Here is a 16487-nt window from a genome sequence, read left to right as displayed (position 1 = left end):
GCAATATTGAAATCAATACAAATCGACCGGGTCGACATCCAAAGACCAGCGCACCGCCCGCCCGCTCGGCATCTGCTCCAGCACCAGCAACCAACTGGCCAGCAACCGGTGCAGCGGCGCCCGGGCCGTTGCCTGCAACAATAACTGCGCGCGATAACGCCCGGCCCGACGTTCCATCGGTGCGGGCACCGGCCCGAGCAATTCGATCCCGGTCAGATTCTGTTCAGCCAGCAAACGCTCGGCCTCGCTGCACGCCTCGTCGAGAAACCCTTCAGCCTGCCCCGGTTTGTGCGCTTCGGCCCGCAGCAGCGCCAAATGCGCAAACGGTGGCAACCCGGCAGAGCGCCGCTCGCTGAGTGCTTGTTCGGCAAAAGCGAAATAGCCTTGTTCAGTCAGTTGCACCAGCAGTGGATGGTCCGCCAGATGGGTCTGGATAATCACTTTACCCGGCTCTTCAGCCCGCCCCGCACGGCCGGCGACCTGCACGATCAGTTGCGCCATGCGCTCACTGGCGCGGAAGTCACCGGAGAACAAACCACCGTCCGCATCGAGAATCGACACCAGCGTCACCCGTGGGAAGTGATGCCCTTTGGCAAGCATTTGCGTGCCCACCAGAATGCACGGGTGACCCTTCTGAATGGTCGCGAACAACTGATTCATCGCGTCCTTGCGCGACGTGCTGTCGCGGTCAACCCGCAGCACTGGGACATCCGGGAACAGAATGGCCAAGCGTTCTTCGGCGCGCTCGGTGCCGGCGCCCACCGGCCGCAAATCCACTTTGCCGCACTTCGGGCAGTGCCGGGGCACGCGTTCGACGTAGCCGCAATGGTGGCAGCGCAGTTCGCCGGAGCGCTGGTGCACGGTCATTCGCGCATCGCAGCGCTGACATTCGGACATCCAGCCGCAGTCGTGGCACAGCAGCGTCGGGGCGAAACCTCGACGGTTGAGGAACACCAATACTTGCTGTCCGGCCGCGAGTGTCTGGCCGATGGCTTGGTGCATCGGCCCGGAAATGCCGCTGTCGAGCGGGCGACTTTTCACATCCAGGCGCAGGAAGCGCGGTTGCTTGGCGCCACCAGCACGCTCATTGAGGCGTAGGAGGCCGTAACGCCCGGTGTAGGCGTTGTGCAGGCTTTCCAGCGAAGGCGTGGCGGAACCGAGCACGATCGGGATGTTTTCCTGCCGTGCGCGGACCAATGCCAGGTCGCGGGCGTGATAGCGCAGGCCTTCCTGCTGTTTATAAGAGCCGTCGTGCTCTTCATCGATGATGATCAGGCCGGGGTTTTTCATCGGCGTGAACAGCGCCGAACGGGTGCCGATAATAATGTCGGCGTCGCCGTCGCGCGCGGCGAGCCAGGCTTCGAGGCGCTCGCGATCGTTGACCGCCGAGTGGATCAGCGCGATGCGTGCATTGAACCGTTGTTCGAAGCGCGCCAGGGTCTGCGGGCCGAGGTTGATCTCCGGGATCAACACCAGTGCTTGCTTGCCGGCTTCAAGGGTTTCGCGGATCAACTGCAAATAGACTTCGGTCTTGCCGCTGCCGGTGACCCCGGCCAGCAGGAACGCGTGATAACTGTCGAACCCGGCGCGAATCGCCTCATAGGCTGCGCGTTGTTCAGGGTTGAGCGGCAATTCCGGTTGCGCCAGCCAATGCTCGTGACGGGCGCCGGGGGCGTGTTTGCGGATCTCCACTTGCACCAGATCCTTGGCCAGCAGCAGATCCAGGCTGTCCTTGCTCAGCATCAGCTTGCTCAGCAACTGATGGGCGACGCCGTGAGGGTGCTGCGCCAGGGTTGCCAACGCTTCACGCTGACGCGGGGCCCGGGCGATGCGCGGGTCATCGAGGCTGGCGCCAGGCGCGGCGGACCAGAAACGTTCCTGGCGCGCTTCGGCCAGCTCACCCTGACGCAACAACACCGGCAGCGCCCAGCTCAAGGTATCGCCGAGGCTGTGCTGATAATACTGAGAGGTCCACAGGCACAGCTTGAACAGCGCTGGCGGCAAGGGCGGCGTGGCGTCGAGCAGGGCCAGGGCCGGTTTGAGCTTTTCTGCCGGCACTTCGCTGGTGTCGGTGACCTCTACCAGAATCCCGATCATCTCCCGCCGGCCGAAAGGCACACGCAGGCGCATGCCCGGTTGCAACTGGGCACGCAGGACACCGGCCGGGGCACGGTAATCGAACAGGCGGCGCAGGGGCGAAGGCAGGGCGAGGCGCAAAATGGCGTCGGGCACGCGGGGGGTCTCGATCAACAAACAATAGGGGGCGTGACATATAACCTGTAGGAGTGAGCCTGCTCGCGATAGCAATCTTGCAGTCAACATTACGGCGACTGGCAGACCGCTATCGCGAGCAGGCTCACTCCTACAGGGGATCGCGTATTGGGGCGGGAGCCTAGCAGACGGTCGGTCTCAGTGACAGCTTGCGTGATTGAGATTGTCTGGTAGAATCCGCGGCCTAATTACGTGCGGTATTCAACAATAGTGTTGGGTGGCGGCACGCAGCCTGAGGAAGACACCATGAAAGCTGATATCCATCCAGAATACCCAGCCATCGCTGTTACCTGCAGCTGTGGCAACAAGTTCGAAACCCGTTCGACCTTCGGCAAAGCCCTGGCGATCGACGTTTGCAACGAATGCCACCCGTTCTACACCGGTAAGCAAAAGACTCTGGACACTGGCGGCCGCGTTCAGCGCTTCGCAGACCGTTTCGGTGCTTTCGGCGCGAAAAAGGCCTAAGGCCAATCATTTTGGAAGGTCGTTCCGGCTTTTCCAGACTGATAAAAAAGGCGTCCCTTGCGGGCGCCTTTTTTGTGTCCGCGATTTGGCTTTCGGGCGCCCAGGCCTTCTGCCCGGTGCCGGATGGGCTGACGTCGGTCGCGGTGCAACGGGTGGTGGATGGCGACACCGTGCGCCTGAGCGATGGCCGCAGCGTGCGCATGATCGGCTTGAATACGCCCGAGCTGGGCAAACAAGGCCGCTCCGACGAGCCGTTCGCGGTGGCGGCGCGCAAGCGCCTGGAAGCATTGGTGGCTGCCAACGGCGGGCGGGTCGGTGTGCTGCCGGGTAAAGAGAGCAAGGATCACTACGGTCGTACCCTTGCGCATCTTTATGGCGCCAAGGGTGCCAACCTCGAAGCGCAGATGCTCGCAGAAGGGCTCGGTTTCCTGGTGGCGGTCGCGCCGAATGTCGATCTGGTGGCCTGTCAGCAAGCAGCGGAACGCAGTGCGCGGCAAGCCGGGCTCGGTGTGTGGCGCCAGTCGCCTGTACTGAAAGCGGAGCAGATCAACACGTCCGGCTTCGCGGTGGTCAGTGGGCGTGTGAGCAAGGTTCAGCGCAATCGCGGCGGTGTTTGGATCGAGTTGCAGGATTCTCTTGTACTGCGTGTTGCGCCCAATGTGCTGGGGCAATTTGATGGTGCGGCGCTGGAGCGCCTGAAAGGCAAGCAGGTCGAGGCCCGTGGCTGGGTTGTGGACCGTTCGCGCCGTGGCGGATTGCAAGCGGGGCAAGCGCGCTGGCTTCTTCCATTGACCGATCCGGCGATGTTGCAAGCGGCGCCTTGATAAAAAAATTGTAGACATTTTTATTGTCGATTGTGAACAGTCTATCCCTTGTGTTCCGTGGCTCTTGGCCCAAAGTCGTAGGGCGGGGCGCTTGACAGGGGTGACTGGTCAGTCTTGTGGGGACTTTGCGAGGCGCGTATCCTCGCTGACCAGTCTGTCCAACAGTAAAAGCGGAATGCCCCCATGTCTGATCTGAAAACTGCCGCTCTCGAATATCACGCCCATCCTCGTCCAGGTAAGCTGAGTGTCGAGCTCACCAAGGCCACCGCTACCGCCCGCGACCTGTCGCTGGCCTACAGCCCCGGCGTAGCCGAACCAGTACGCGAAATCGCCCGCGATCCTGAACTGGCCTACAAATACACCGGTAAAGGCAACCTGGTTGCAGTCATTTCCGATGGCACCGCGATTCTGGGCCTGGGTAACCTCGGCCCATTGGCTTCCAAGCCAGTGATGGAAGGTAAGGGCGTGCTGTTCAAGCGCTTCGCCGGCATCGACGTTTTCGACATCGAAGTCGACTCCGAAAGCCCGCAAGCCTTCATCGACACCGTCAAGCGCATCTCCATCACCTTCGGTGGCATCAACCTGGAAGACATCAAGGCACCTGAGTGCTTTGAGATCGAACGCGCTCTGATCGAGCAGTGCGACATCCCGGTATTCCACGATGACCAGCACGGCACCGCAATCGTGACTGCCGCCGGCATGATCAACGCCCTGGAAATCGCTGGCAAAACCCTCGCCGACGCCAAGATCGTCTGCCTGGGTGCCGGTGCGGCCGCCATCTCCTGCATGAAATTGCTGGTGAGCATGGGCGCCAACATCGAAAACATCTACATGGTTGACCGTACTGGCGTGATCCACTCCGGCCGTGACGACCTGAACCAGTACAAGGCTGTCTTCGCTCACGCGACCGACAAGCGCACCCTGGCTGACGCCCTGCAAGGCGCAGACGTGTTCGTCGGCCTGTCCGGTCCGAACCTGCTGAGCGCTGAAGGCCTGCTGTCCATGGCGGCCAACCCGATCGTGTTCGCGTGCTCGAACCCGGATCCGGAAATCTCCCCGGAACTGGCACACGCCACCCGTAACGACGTGATCATGGCGACCGGCCGTTCGGATTACCCGAACCAGGTCAACAACGTACTGGGCTTCCCGTTCATCTTCCGTGGTGCCCTGGACGTTCGCGCCAAGCGCATCAACGAAGAAATGAAAGTGGCAGCGGCCAACGCCCTGCGTGAACTGGCCAAACTGCCGGTTCCTCAGGAAGTGTGCGACGCCTACGGCGGCATCAAGCTGGAATTCGGTCGTGAGTACATCATTCCGAAGCCAATGGACAAGCGTCTGATCACCCTGATCTCCGATGCCGTGGCCAAGGCTGCAATCGAGACCGGCGTGGCAACCCTGCCGTATCCGAAGAACTACCCGCTGAAAAGCGTGGATGATGTGTTCAACGGCTAAGCCGTAGTCGCATCAAACAAAAAGCCCCGGCTCTGATGAGTCGGGGTTTTTTTATGCCTGCAAGTTTTGTGTTGTCGGTGAGGGCCCCATCGCTGGCAAGCCAGCTCCTACAGAGAATTGGTGAGCTGCTCATATCCCTTGTAGGAGCTGGCTTGCCAGCGATGACGGCCTGACAGGCGCCACATCTATGGCGCAATGCACAGAGCGAAAAAAGCCCCGCACTTCTCTCGAAGGCGGGGCTTTTTGGGTGGTGCTGCGATCAGAACAGATCGATTGGCGCCGCTTCATCCGCTGGCAGCGGGCTGCCCGGCGCATTGCCGTTGCCCAGCTCATTCACCGACGGTGGCGTATCTTCGGCCTTGAACAGTTCGAAGTACGCTCCAGGCGTGCCTGGGGTGGCTGCCCGGCCGCTGACCGGGTCAACCCGCAGGCTGAGGATGCCTTCCGGCTCCGGTTGCGTGTGCGGCGGCTTGTCTTTGAGCGCGGCGCCCATGTAGTTCATCCAGATCGGCAGGGCAACGGTGCCGCCGAACTCGCGTTTGCCCAGGCTTTCCGGTTGGTCGAAACCGGTCCAGACGGTGGTCACGTAATCGGCGTTATAGCCCGAGAACCAGGCATCCTTCGATTCGTTGGTCGTACCGGTTTTGCCTGCAATGTCGGGGCGCCCCAAGGCCAGTGCGCGACGGCCGGTGCCGAGTTTGATCACGTCCTCAAGCATGCTGTTGAGGATGTAAGTGGTGCGACCATCGACAATGCGTTCGGCCACGGCCGGCGCCTGAGGTGTTGGCAGGCCTGGAGCTTCGCCCGGCGTTGCATTGACCGTAAAGGCCTCGGCGGTCGGCGCGGCGATGCCGTCGGTGGCCACATCGCCTTTCGGCACGCTTGGCGGATTGGCGACGAACAGCGTGTCGCCGTTGCGGCTTTCGATCTTGTCGATGATGTACGGGGTGATCTTGAAGCCGCCGTTGGCGAACGTGCTCCAGCCGGTGGCGATTTCCATTGGCGTCAGGGTCGCGGTGCCCAGGGCCAGCGACAGGTTGCGCGGCAGGTCCTGCTTGTTGAAGCCGAACTTGCTGATGTAGTCGATGGTGCGATCGACGCCCAGCGCCTGCACCAGGCGGATCGACACCAGGTTGCGCGACTTGTACAGCCCTTCACGCAGGCGGATCGGGCCGAGGAAGGTGTTGGTGTCGTTCTTCGGACGCCAGACCTTGTCCAGGTACTCGTCGACGAACACGATCGGTGCGTCGTTCACCAGGCTGGCGGCGGTGTAGCCGTTATCCAGCGCAGCGCTGTACACGAACGGTTTGAAGCTCGAACCTGGCTGGCGCTTGGCCTGCAGGGCGCGGTTGTAGTTGCTCTGCTCGAAGGCGAAACCGCCGACCAGCGAGCGAATTGCGCCGTTCTGCGGATCAAGGGAGACCAGTGCGCCCTGAGCTTGCGGGATCTGGCTGAACTTCAGCGAATTGTCCGGCTGACGCTGTACGCGAATCAGATCACCGACCTGAGCCACATCCGAGGGCTGCTTCGGATTGGCGCCCATGCTGTTGGTGTTCAGGAACGGCCGCGCCCATTTCATGCTGTCCCAGCCGATGTGTTCGTCGCCGGTACGGGTCAGCACTTGCAGGCCGTTCTTCTCGACCTGCGTGACGATGGCCGGCTCAAGGCCGCTGATGGTGCGCTGCTTGGTCAGCTCCGAGATCCAGGCCTCGCGGGTCTTGCCCGGCAGGCGTGACTCGGGACCGCGATAGCCATGACGCTGATCGTAGGTCATCAGGCCTTCGTGGACGGCTGTGTTGGCCATTTCCTGCAGGTTGCTCGGCACGGTGGTCGTGACGCGGAAACCTTCGGTGTAGGCATCGCTGCCGTAGCGGCCGACCATTTCGGCGCGGGCCATTTCAGCAATGTACGGCGCGTTCACTTCCGGGGTCGGCACGTGATAGCTGGCGTTCAGCGGCTCGTTGATCGCGGCGGTGTAATCGCTCTCGGTGATCTTGCCGAGCTTGTACATGCGGCCAAGGATCCAGTCGCGACGCTCCTTGCTGCGAGCCGGGTTGGCCAGCGGGTTGAAGCGCGACGGAGCTTTCGGCAGGCCGGCGATCATCGCCATCTGCGCCAGGCTGACGTCACGAATCGACTTGCCGTAGTAAACCTGCGCCGCGGCCTCGATGCCGTAGGCGCGGTTGCCCAGATAGATCTTGTTGACGTACAGCTCGAGGATCTCGTCCTTGGTCAGCTGCCGTTCGATCTGCAGGGCCAGGAGGATTTCAGTGGTCTTGCGCGAGAAGCTGCGTTCGCTGGTCAGGAAGAAGTTCTTCGCCACCTGCATGGTGATGGTGCTGCCGCCGGACTGGATGTGTCCGCTTTTGACCAATTGGGTGGCGGCACGCATCAGGCTGCTGGGATCGACGCCGTAGTGGTTGGCGAAATTGTCGTCTTCAGCACTTAGTAACGCATTAATGAAATTGGGGGGAATGTCGGCGAAACGGATCGGTGTGCGGCGCATTTCGCCAAACTCTGCGATCAACTTGTTGTCGCTGCTGTAGACGCGCAATGGAATCTGCAACTGGATGCTTCGCAGTGCCTCCACAGAAGGCAATCCCGGACTAAGGTAAAGAAACGCGCCACTCAGACCAAGGAGCAGTCCGCAGAAAACGGCGACGATGGACCAACCGAAGAATTTCAGCAGACGAATCAAGGCTTTGGGATATCCAGGGCAAAGAATGAATTAGGCAGCAGGGTTCAGATAAACAGGGAACGACCCGCGCTTGCAGTAAAAACCGGAAAAAAACGCTGGGCATTATAAGCATTTTTACGTCGAGAGCGTCATTTGCGCTGCTGTCAAGACGGGTGGTTTGAACGCAACGGACATTACAGAGTCCGTAAGACACGGATAGTCATAGGGAATTGGTAGTGCTAGGACTCTTCAATAAAAAAGCCAATACGCTTTTGGGGATCGACATCAGCTCCACGTCGGTGAAACTTCTGGAGTTAAGCCGCCAGGGCGACCGTTACCGGGTCGAGGCTTATGCGGTAGAACCGCTACCCGCCAACGCGGTGGTCGAGAAAAATATCGCCGAGCTCGAAGGCGTGGGTCAGGCACTTTCACGCGTGCTGCTCAAGGCCAGAACCAGCCTCAAGAATGTGGCCGTCGCCGTGGCCGGTTCTGCCGTCATCACCAAAAACATCGAAATGGATGCAGGTCTTTCCGACGACGAGATGGAAAACCAGCTGAAGATCGAGGCCGATCAATACATCCCTTATCCACTGGACGAAGTCGCCATCGACTTTGAAGTACAGGGCGTATCGGCACGCAACCCGGAACGGGTCAGTGTGCTGCTGGCAGCGTGTCGCAAGGAAAACGTCGAAGTCCGTGAAGCGGCGCTCGCACTGGCCGGCCTGACGGCGCGCGTGGTCGATGTCGAGGCTTACGCGCTGGAGCGCTCCTTCGGCCTGCTGACCGGGCATCTGGCGGCGTCTCGCGAAGATCTGACAGTCGCCGTGGTCGACATCGGCGCGACCATGACCACCCTGAGCGTGCTGCGCAACGGGAAAATCATCTACACCCGCGAACAGTTGTTCGGCGGTCGTCAACTGACGGAAGAAATCCAGCGGCGTTATGGCCTGACCGTTGAGCAAGCGGGGCTGGCGAAGAAGCAGGGCGGTTTGCCGGACGATTACGTCAGCGAAGTGTTGCAGCCCTTCCGTGATGCGCTGGTGCAGCAAGTGTCGCGTTCGTTGCAGTTTTTCTTTGCTTCCGGCCAGTACACCTCGGTCGACCATATCCTGTTGGCTGGCGGCACCGCTTCGGTTCCGGGGCTGGACCGATTGATCGAGGAGCGCCTGGGCACTTCGACGCAAGTGGCCAATCCATTCTCCGACATGACCCTGGGCAGCAAGGTCAACGCCGGTGCCCTGGCCAGCGACGCGCCGGCGCTGATGATCGCCTGCGGGTTAGCCCTCAGGAGCTTCGACTGATGGCGCGGATCAACCTTTTACCTTGGCGCGAAGAGTTGCGGGACGCACGTCGCAAACGCTTTTTGCTGGCGCTGGTCGGCGTGCTGGTGGGCGCTGTGGCAGTGGTGCTGGTCGCGGATCAGGCCCTCAACGGCGCCATCGACCGACAGGTCGCCCGAAACGATTACATCGGTAAACAGATTGCGGTGGTCGACGAGCGGATCAAACAGATCAGCGACCTCAAGGCCCGGCGTCAGCAACTGGTCGAACGCATGCGCATCATCCAGGACCTGCAGGGCAACCGTCCGATCAGCGGGCGGATCTTCGATCAGTTGGCGCGCACCCTGCCGGACGGGGTCTATTTCACCGAGGTGAAAATGGAAGGTAAAACCCTGTCCATCACCGGCGCGGCAGAATCCAATAATCGTGTTTCCGACTTGATGCGCAATCTGGATGCATCGGACTGGTTCGATGCGCCCACCCTGACAGAGGTCAAGGCGACCACCGCAGGCCAACTGGATCAGGCCAACGTCTTTCAGTTGACCGTGCGCCAGACCCAGCCTGCTGCCGTGGAGGCCGTTCAATGAGGCCGGCCGAATGGATCGAAGGGCTGCGCAAGATCGACATCAACGATCTGGACACCAACAACATGGGGTCCTGGCCGCCCGCCATCAAGGCGCTGGCAGGTCTTCTATTGATGATTCTGGTGTTGGCGCTGGGCTACAGCTTTTCCATCAGTGACCTTGAGAGCCAGCTTGAACTCAAGCGCGAGGAAGAGTCGACCCTCAAGGAGCAATTCGCCACCAAGGCCCACATGGCGGCGAATCTTGAGCTGTACACCCAGCAGATGAAGGAAATGGAGAACTCCTTCGGCGTACTCCTGCGGCAATTGCCCAGTGACACCGAAGTGCCCGGCCTGCTGGAGGACATCACCCGTACCGGCCTCGGAAGCGGGCTGGAGTTTGAAGAGATCAAACTGCTGCCAGAGGTGACCCAGCCGTTCTACATCGAACTGCCGATCCAGATCACCGTCACCGGTGCCTATCATGACCTCGCCACGTTCGTCAGTGGCGTGGCCGGGCTGCCACGGATCGTCACCCTGCATGATTTCGACCTGGCCCCGGCCACCCCCGAAAGCGGCGCGAAATTGCGCATGAGCATCCTCGCCAAGACTTACCGCTACAACGACAAGGGGCTGCAAAAATGAGCCCGGTTCGTATTTTTCCGATGATCGGGATGTTGGCCGCCCTGGCCGGTTGTGATGGCAGCAATGACTTCAGTGATCTCGACGCTTACATGAACGAAATGCGTCTGCGTGCGCCCGGCAGGATTGAACCAACGCCGACATTCCGGTCTTACCCAACGTTCACCTACAGCGCGGCTAACTTGCGAAGCCCGTTTTCCCGGCAGCTCAGAGTTGATCTGGCCGGCCAGAAGCATGGCGCACGCAATGTCAAACCAGACCCCAGCCGGGTCAAGCAGTACCTCGAAGGTTTCAACATCGAGCAGTTTGAAATGGTCGGCACGATCTCCAATGCGGCGGGCTCCTTTGCGCTGTTGCGCGGGGCGGGCGGTGTGCATCGGCTGAAAGTCGGCGATTACCTGGGGCGCAACGATGGCCGGATCGTCGCCATCAGCGGCTCGCAAGTCGATGTGGTCGAAATCGTTCCTGACGGCGAAGGCGCCTGGCTGGAGCGGCCACGGACTATCCCTTTGAAAGAGCACTCATAGTGGAACTCGAATAATGAACAGGATTTTCTCAACCTTCGGTATTTCGCTATGGATAGCGTTGCTGTCGCCGATGGTACAAGCGGCCAACCTCAAAGCGCTGGATGTTGCCGCGCTGCCGGGAGACCGCGTCGAGTTGAAGTTGTCATTCGATGGCGCGCCGCCGGCGCCCCACGGTTACACGACGGAGCAGCCTGCGCGGATTGCGCTGGATCTGCCTGGCGTGGTCAGCCGGTTGGCGAGCAAGACCCGTGATCTTGGCGGCGGCAACGCCCGCAGCGCCACAGTGGTAGAAGCCAAGGACCGCACGCGGCTGATCATCAACCTGACTCAATTGACCCCGTACACCGCACGGGTCGAAGGCAACAACCTGTTCGTTGTGGTCGGGCGGGGAGGCAGTAACGCTGCGGCGCCTGCCGCCAGGCCTTCACGACTCGCCACGGCAACTGCGGCGCCGGCCAAGGCTTATGCGCCGGTGAGCAAGGCCATTCGCGGTGTGGATTTCCAGCGTGGAACCCAGGGCGAAGGTAACGTGGTCATCGACCTGTCGGACCCTTCCATCGCCCCGGACATTCAGGAACGCGATGGCAGGATCGTCCTTAATTTTGCCAGAACCCAATTACCAGAACCTTTGCGAGTGCGCCTGGACGTCAAGGATTTCGCCACGCCGGTGCAGTTCGTCAACGCCAGCGCAACCGGTGACCGGGCGACCATCAGCATCGAGCCCAGCGGCGCCTTCGATTACTCGACCTACCAGACCGACAACAAGCTCACCGTCAGCATTCGCCCGATGATCGTCGATGACCTGCAAAAGCGCAACGCCGAACGTTTTGCCTACACCGGTGAAAAGCTCTCGCTGAACTTCCAGGACATTGACGTGCGCTCGGTGCTGCAACTGATCGCCGACTTCACCAACCTCAATCTGGTGGCCAGCGACACGGTGCAGGGCGGCATCACCTTGCGCCTGCAAAACGTGCCATGGGATCAGGCGCTGGACCTGGTGCTGAAAACCAAGGGGCTGGACAAGCGCAAGATCGGCAACGTGTTGCTGGTGGCGCCGGCCGACGAGATTGCCGCGCGCGAACGTCAGGAGCTGGAGTCGCAGAAGCAGATTGCCGATCTGGCGCCATTGCGTCGTGAGCTGCTGCAGGTCAATTACGCCAAGGCGGCGGATATCGCCAAGTTGTTCACGTCGGTGACCAGTGCCGAGGCGAAAGTGGACGAGCGGGGGTCGATCACTGTCGATGACCGGACCAACAACATCATTGCCTATCAGACCCAGGATCGCCTCGACGAACTTCGCCGGATCGTCGCGCAACTGGACATCCCGGTGCGTCAGGTGATGATCGAGGCGCGAATCGTCGAAGCCAACGTCGACTACGACAAAAGCCTCGGCGTGCGCTGGGGTGGTTCGTTGCAGAACAAGGGCAACTGGAACACGTCCGGGGTCAGCAACGGCGCCGATGCTTCGTCGACCATCGGCACGCCCGGCAGCACCAGTACCAACTCGCCGTTCGTCGATATGGGCGCCGCCGCCAACACCTCGGGGCTCGGCATCGCCTTCATCACCGACAATGTGCTGCTGGATCTTGAGCTGACAGCGATGGAGAAAACCGGTAACGGCGAAATCGTCTCACAGCCCAAAGTGGTCACGTCCGACAAGGAAACCGCCAAAATCCTCAAGGGCACCGAGATCCCGTACCAGGAAGCCAGCTCCAGCGGCGCCACATCGGTGTCCTTCAAAGAGGCCTCGCTGTCGCTGGAAGTGACGCCGCAGATCACCCCGGACAACCGGATCATCATGGAGGTCAAGGTCACCAAGGACGAACCGGACTACCTGAACAAGGTCCAGGATGTACCGCCGATCAAGAAAAACGAGGTCAACGCCAAGGTCCTGGTCAATGATGGCGAGACCATCGTAATCGGTGGCGTTTTCTCAAATACTCAGAGCAAGGTTGTAGATAAGGTGCCATTTCTCGGCGATGTGCCGTATCTTGGCCGCCTTTTCCGGCGTGACGTGGTTTCGGAGAAAAAATCCGAGCTGCTGGTATTTCTCACTCCGCGTATCATGAACAACCAGGCGATTGCTGTGAGTCATTGATTCTGTGCGAAATTTGATTCTTGTTGGACCGATGGGGGCTGGAAAAAGCACCATCGGCCGGTTGCTGGCCAAAGAGCTGCGCCTGCCATTCAAAGATTCCGATAAGGAAATTGAATTGCGCACGGGCGCCAATATCCCATGGATTTTTGATAAGGAAGGCGAACCGGGCTTTCGCGACCGCGAGCAAGCGATGATTGCCGAGCTGTGCGATTGCGACGGCGTGGTGCTGGCGACCGGCGGCGGTGCAGTCATGCGCGAAGCCAATCGTCGGGCGCTGCGTGCCGGTGGTCGGGTGGTTTATCTGCACGCTTCCGTGGAGCAGCAGGTCGGCCGCACTGCCCGCGACCGCAATCGGCCACTGTTGCGTACCGCCGATCCGGCCAAGACCCTTCGGGATTTGCTGGAGTTGCGCGATCCGCTTTATCGGGAAATCGCCGACCTGGTGGTTGAAACGGATGAGCGGCCGCCGCGTATGGTGGTGCTCGATATTCTCGAGCGCTTGCAGCAGCTGCCTCCCCGTTAAAGCGCAGCGCGAAATGCGCTATCCTCGGCGTCCTGCCATGACCGCTCAAGGTTGTGGCGGATGGCTACCGAACGGCGTCACACCATCAGATGCCCTGGATACTCGATAACTCAAGGCGGGACGCCTGATTTCATCTTCACTGTGGGGACACATGCAGACACTCAAGGTCGATCTAGGCGAGCGCAGCTACCCGATTCATATTGGCGAAGGTTTGTTGGATCAGCCTGAGCTGCTGGCCCCGCATATTCGCGGGCGGCAAGTGGCGATCATCTCCAACGAAACCGTTGCGCCGCTCTATCTTGAACGTCTGACCCGCAGCCTTGCGCAGTATTCGGTGATTTCCGTGGTGCTGCCCGACGGCGAAGCCTTCAAGACCTGGGAAACCCTGCAACTGATTTTCGACGGCTTGCTGACCGCACGACACGACCGTCGCACGACCGTGATCGCCCTCGGTGGCGGCGTGATTGGCGACATGGCCGGGTTTGCCGCCGCCTGTTACCAGCGTGGCGTCGATTTCATCCAGGTTCCAACCACTCTGTTGTCGCAAGTCGACTCCTCGGTGGGCGGCAAGACGGGGATCAATCATCCACTGGGCAAAAACATGGTCGGCGCGTTCTATCAGCCGAACGTGGTGCTGATCGATACCGCCTCCCTCAATACCCTGCCGGCCCGCGAGTTGTCCGCCGGGCTTGCTGAAGTCATCAAATACGGCTTGATCTGCAACGAGCCCTTCCTGACCTGGCTCGAAGAAAACGTCGATCGCCTGCGAGCCCTGGACCAGGTCGCCCTGACCTATGCCATCGAGCGCTCCTGCGCGGCGAAGGCAGCGGTGGTCGGCGCCGATGAAAAGGAAACCGGCGTTCGCGCCACGTTGAACCTGGGCCACACGTTCGGCCACGCCATCGAAACCCACATGGGCTATGGTGTCTGGCTGCATGGTGAAGCGGTCGCTGCCGGTACTGTAATGGCGTTGGAAATGTCCACGCGTCTGGGCTGGATCAGTGAGCAAGAGCGTGATCGCGGCATTCGCCTGTTCCAGCGTGCCGGCCTGCCGGTCATCCCGCCTGAAGAGATGACTGAAGCCGATTTTCTCGAACACATGGCAATTGACAAGAAAGTGATCGACGGTCGTTTGCGCCTGGTGCTGCTGCGCCACATGGGCGAAGCAGTGGTGACCGACGATTATCCGAAAGAGGTTCTACAGGCCACGCTGGGAGCGGATTACCGCGCCCTGGCTCAGCTTAAAGGTTAATAAGATCCCGATGACTAGTTTGCACGCCGACGAGGCTTTCCTCGGCCATTACCAGTTGAGTCATGACCCTTTTGCTCCACGGGTGCCTGGCTTCAAATTCTTCCCGGCCCAGCGCAAACCTGTGCTGGGTCAGCTGCACCACCTGGCACGTTACAGCCAGTTGCTGCTGGTGGTCACCGGCCCGCAAGGCAGTGGCAAGACCCTGTTGCGTCAGGCCCTGGTGGCCAGCACCAATAAACAGTCCGTTCAAAGCGTGGTGGTTTCCGCCCGTGGCGCCGGTGATGCGGCGGGCGTGCTGCGTCAAGTGGCTCAGGCGCTGAACGTTGCCGAGGCCGAGACCGGCGCGATTCTGGCTCAGGTCGTGCAGCTCGCGCTGACCGGTCAGGAAGTCTATTTGCTGGTGGACGACGCCGAGCAGCTCGACGAGTCCGCGCTCGAAGCCTTGATGGAGTTGGCCGCCGGTGCGCCGGAAGGCCGCCCGCACGTGTTCCTGTTCGGCGAATCCTCGCTGATCGCTCAACTTGAGGCGCTGAGCCTTGAAGAAGAGCGCTTCCACGTCATCGAGCTGCAGCCTTACACCGAAGAAGAAACCCGCGAATATCTGGACCAGCGGCTCGAAGGTGCTGGACGGGGTATCGAACTTTTCACCGTAGAACAGATCTCTGATATTCACGAAAGCTCCGACGGTTGGCCTGGCAACATCAACCAGGTTGCCCGCGATGCAATGATCGAAGCCATGATTGCCAGCCGCTCAGCGGTCAAGCGTCCAAGTATGGGGTTCAACATGCCGAAGAAACACGTATTGGCGATTTCCGCCGTCGTCGTGGTCGCGGTAGCCGCCGCCTGGTTGATGCCGGGTCGCAGCAAAGCACCGACCACCGGCGCACCTGCCAACGAACAGGCGCAACTGCCGCTCGGGCAGGGCACGCCACAACCTAACAGCGGCGGCGCACCTGCCGTGGAATTCGCCGGTAATTCGCAACCGATGCCATTGCCGTTGGTCGGCAACTCGCAGCCGGTCATGCGTGGCCCGCTGGCTGAAGCCGCCGGTGGCATCACCGAGGGCGATGATGGCGTGCCGGTAGAGGGTTCCAGCGCTACACCGCCGACCGTAACCACCATCGCGCCTCCTGCGGGCATCCAGGCCGGTCCTGCGCCGACGCCAGCCGCCAAGCCGACGCCAGCGCCTGCACCAGCCCCAGCGCCGACTCAGGTCGCGACGGCCAAGCCGGTTCCGACGGCACCTGCAGTGAAGCCGGCACCAGCGCCTGCGCCAGCCAAGCCAGCGGCCGTCGCAACCGCCAAGCCTGCCGAGAAACCAGCGGCTGCGGCCAAGGCTGCCGGCGGCACCTGGTACGCCGGTCAGGCTCCGGGTAACTACGTGGTGCAGATCCTCGGCACCAGCTCCGAGGCGACCGCGCAAAACTTCGTGAAAGAGCAGGGCGGCGAGTACCGTTATTTCAAGAAAGTCCTCAACGGCAAGCCGCTTTACGTCATCACTTACGGTAACTTCGCCAACCGCGATGCAGCCGTTACCGCCATCAAGGCCTTGCCAGCGAAGGTTCAGGCTGGTAAACCTTGGCCTCGCACTGTCGCCAGCGTCCAACAGGAACTGGCAACAACTCGCTGAAGATTCGGCGGCCTTACCCAGGCCGCCTCTCCCGGCACCTCAAAATTTCTACAAGCGCATGCCGCCTCTACAGGCCGCGTGCCTTGTGGTGTCTGCGTCACAGTAGTCTTTGAGTCGTTGCAGTCAAAATTAAAAAAGTTTTGACTAGCACAGCAGATCGCTTTAAACCTTTCACAAATGCGACATAGATTTTCGACATTTCGTCGTCAAATTTGTGAGCCTCTGTGTCGGTGTGTACAATGACCTCCCTTTTGCCCCCGCAAAGCTGGCGTACGTTCGGCGCG

General features: G+C 60.8%; 13 protein-coding genes. 11 read left to right on the top strand and 2 right to left on the bottom strand.

Features of this window, described 5'->3' with window-relative positions; genetic code table 11:
- Positions 1–12: 12 nt before the first annotated feature.
- Positions 13–2232 (bottom strand): primosomal protein N', encoded by a 2220-nt coding sequence (locus PMI32_RS25380; protein WP_008025209.1) that lies wholly within the window; start codon positions 2230–2232, stop codon positions 13–15.
- Positions 2233–2517: 285 nt separating this feature from the next.
- Here PMI32_RS25380 and rpmE point away from each other — a divergent pair, with 285 nt between their 5' ends.
- From rpmE to PMI32_RS25395, 3 genes are all read left to right on the top strand, one after another.
- Positions 2518–2736, top strand: a complete 219-nt coding sequence (gene rpmE / locus PMI32_RS25385) for a 50S ribosomal protein L31 (RefSeq protein ID WP_008025207.1) — start codon at positions 2518–2520, stop codon at positions 2734–2736.
- 11 nt (positions 2737–2747) lie between these two features.
- On the top strand, positions 2748–3560 hold the full coding sequence (locus tag PMI32_RS25390; protein WP_008025205.1) for a thermonuclease family protein: 813 nt from the start codon (positions 2748–2750) through the stop codon (positions 3558–3560).
- Positions 3561–3743: 183 nt separating this feature from the next.
- Entirely contained in the window at positions 3744–5012 is a 1269-nt protein-coding gene (locus tag PMI32_RS25395; protein WP_008025204.1) for a malic enzyme-like NAD(P)-binding protein, read from the top strand.
- 259 nt (positions 5013–5271) lie between these two features.
- On the opposite strand, the gene PMI32_RS25400 is transcribed toward PMI32_RS25395, so the two are convergent.
- On the bottom strand, positions 5272–7707 hold the full coding sequence (locus PMI32_RS25400) for a penicillin-binding protein 1A (protein ID WP_404943241.1): 2436 nt from the start codon (positions 7705–7707) through the stop codon (positions 5272–5274).
- Positions 7708–7925: 218 nt separating this feature from the next.
- Between PMI32_RS25400 and PMI32_RS25405 the strand changes: the two genes are divergently transcribed.
- From PMI32_RS25405 to PMI32_RS25440, 8 genes are all read left to right on the top strand, one after another.
- Positions 7926–8990: a pilus assembly protein PilM gene (locus tag PMI32_RS25405; protein WP_008025201.1), complete on the top strand. Its 1065-nt coding sequence runs from the start codon at positions 7926–7928 to the stop codon at positions 8988–8990.
- Positions 8990–9556 (top strand): PilN domain-containing protein, encoded by a 567-nt coding sequence (locus PMI32_RS25410; protein ID WP_008025199.1) that lies wholly within the window; start codon positions 8990–8992, stop codon positions 9554–9556. Before PMI32_RS25405 ends, PMI32_RS25410 begins: the two co-directional genes overlap by 1 nt.
- Positions 9553–10176: a type 4a pilus biogenesis protein PilO gene (gene pilO, locus PMI32_RS25415; RefSeq protein WP_008025198.1), complete on the top strand. Its 624-nt coding sequence runs from the start codon at positions 9553–9555 to the stop codon at positions 10174–10176. Before PMI32_RS25410 ends, pilO begins: the two co-directional genes overlap by 4 nt.
- A complete protein-coding gene (locus tag PMI32_RS25420) occupies positions 10173–10700 on the top strand; it encodes a pilus assembly protein PilP (protein ID WP_008025197.1) in 528 nt (175 codons plus the stop codon). Before pilO ends, PMI32_RS25420 begins: the two co-directional genes overlap by 4 nt.
- 13 nt (positions 10701–10713) lie before the next feature.
- Positions 10714–12798 carry a type IV pilus secretin PilQ gene (locus PMI32_RS25425; RefSeq protein ID WP_008025196.1) on the top strand — a complete coding sequence of 695 codons (2085 nt, stop codon included), beginning with the start codon at positions 10714–10716 and terminating at the stop codon, positions 12796–12798.
- Between the two features lie 4 nt (positions 12799–12802).
- Complete coding sequence (gene aroK, locus PMI32_RS25430; RefSeq protein ID WP_032828585.1) at positions 12803–13321, top strand: shikimate kinase AroK; 519 nt, start codon at positions 12803–12805, stop codon at positions 13319–13321.
- Between the two features lie 151 nt (positions 13322–13472).
- Positions 13473–14573 (top strand): 3-dehydroquinate synthase, encoded by a 1101-nt coding sequence (gene aroB, locus PMI32_RS25435; RefSeq protein WP_008025194.1) that lies wholly within the window; start codon positions 13473–13475, stop codon positions 14571–14573.
- A gap of 10 nt (positions 14574–14583) precedes the next feature.
- Positions 14584–16203, top strand: coding sequence for an AAA family ATPase (locus tag PMI32_RS25440; protein ID WP_008025192.1), 1620 nt, complete (start codon positions 14584–14586; stop codon positions 16201–16203).
- Positions 16204–16487: the final 284 nt, after the last annotated feature.

The sequence above is a fragment of the Pseudomonas sp. GM60 genome, assembly GCF_000282415.1.
GTDB lineage: Bacteria > Pseudomonadota > Gammaproteobacteria > Pseudomonadales > Pseudomonadaceae > Aquipseudomonas > Aquipseudomonas migulae.
Note: the sequence above shows the minus strand (reverse complement) of the source record. Positions and strands in the feature narration are given on the sequence as shown.

What these genes read in the sequence shown, in the direction of transcription:
- rpmE (WP_008025207.1), top strand. Translation starts at nt 2,518, where the DNA reads ATGAAAGCTGATATCCATCCAGAATACCCAGCCATCGCTGTTACCTGC.
- PMI32_RS25395 (WP_008025204.1), top strand. Translation starts at nt 3,744, where the DNA reads ATGTCTGATCTGAAAACTGCCGCTCTCGAATATCACGCCCATCCTCGT.
- PMI32_RS25410 (WP_008025199.1), top strand. Translation starts at nt 8,990, where the DNA reads ATGGCGCGGATCAACCTTTTACCTTGGCGCGAAGAGTTGCGGGACGCA.
- pilO (WP_008025198.1), top strand. Translation starts at nt 9,553, where the DNA reads ATGAGGCCGGCCGAATGGATCGAAGGGCTGCGCAAGATCGACATCAAC.
- PMI32_RS25420 (WP_008025197.1), top strand. Translation starts at nt 10,173, where the DNA reads ATGAGCCCGGTTCGTATTTTTCCGATGATCGGGATGTTGGCCGCCCTG.
- PMI32_RS25425 (WP_008025196.1), top strand. Translation starts at nt 10,714, where the DNA reads ATGAACAGGATTTTCTCAACCTTCGGTATTTCGCTATGGATAGCGTTG.
- aroB (WP_008025194.1), top strand. Translation starts at nt 13,473, where the DNA reads ATGCAGACACTCAAGGTCGATCTAGGCGAGCGCAGCTACCCGATTCAT.
- PMI32_RS25440 (WP_008025192.1), top strand. Translation starts at nt 14,584, where the DNA reads ATGACTAGTTTGCACGCCGACGAGGCTTTCCTCGGCCATTACCAGTTG.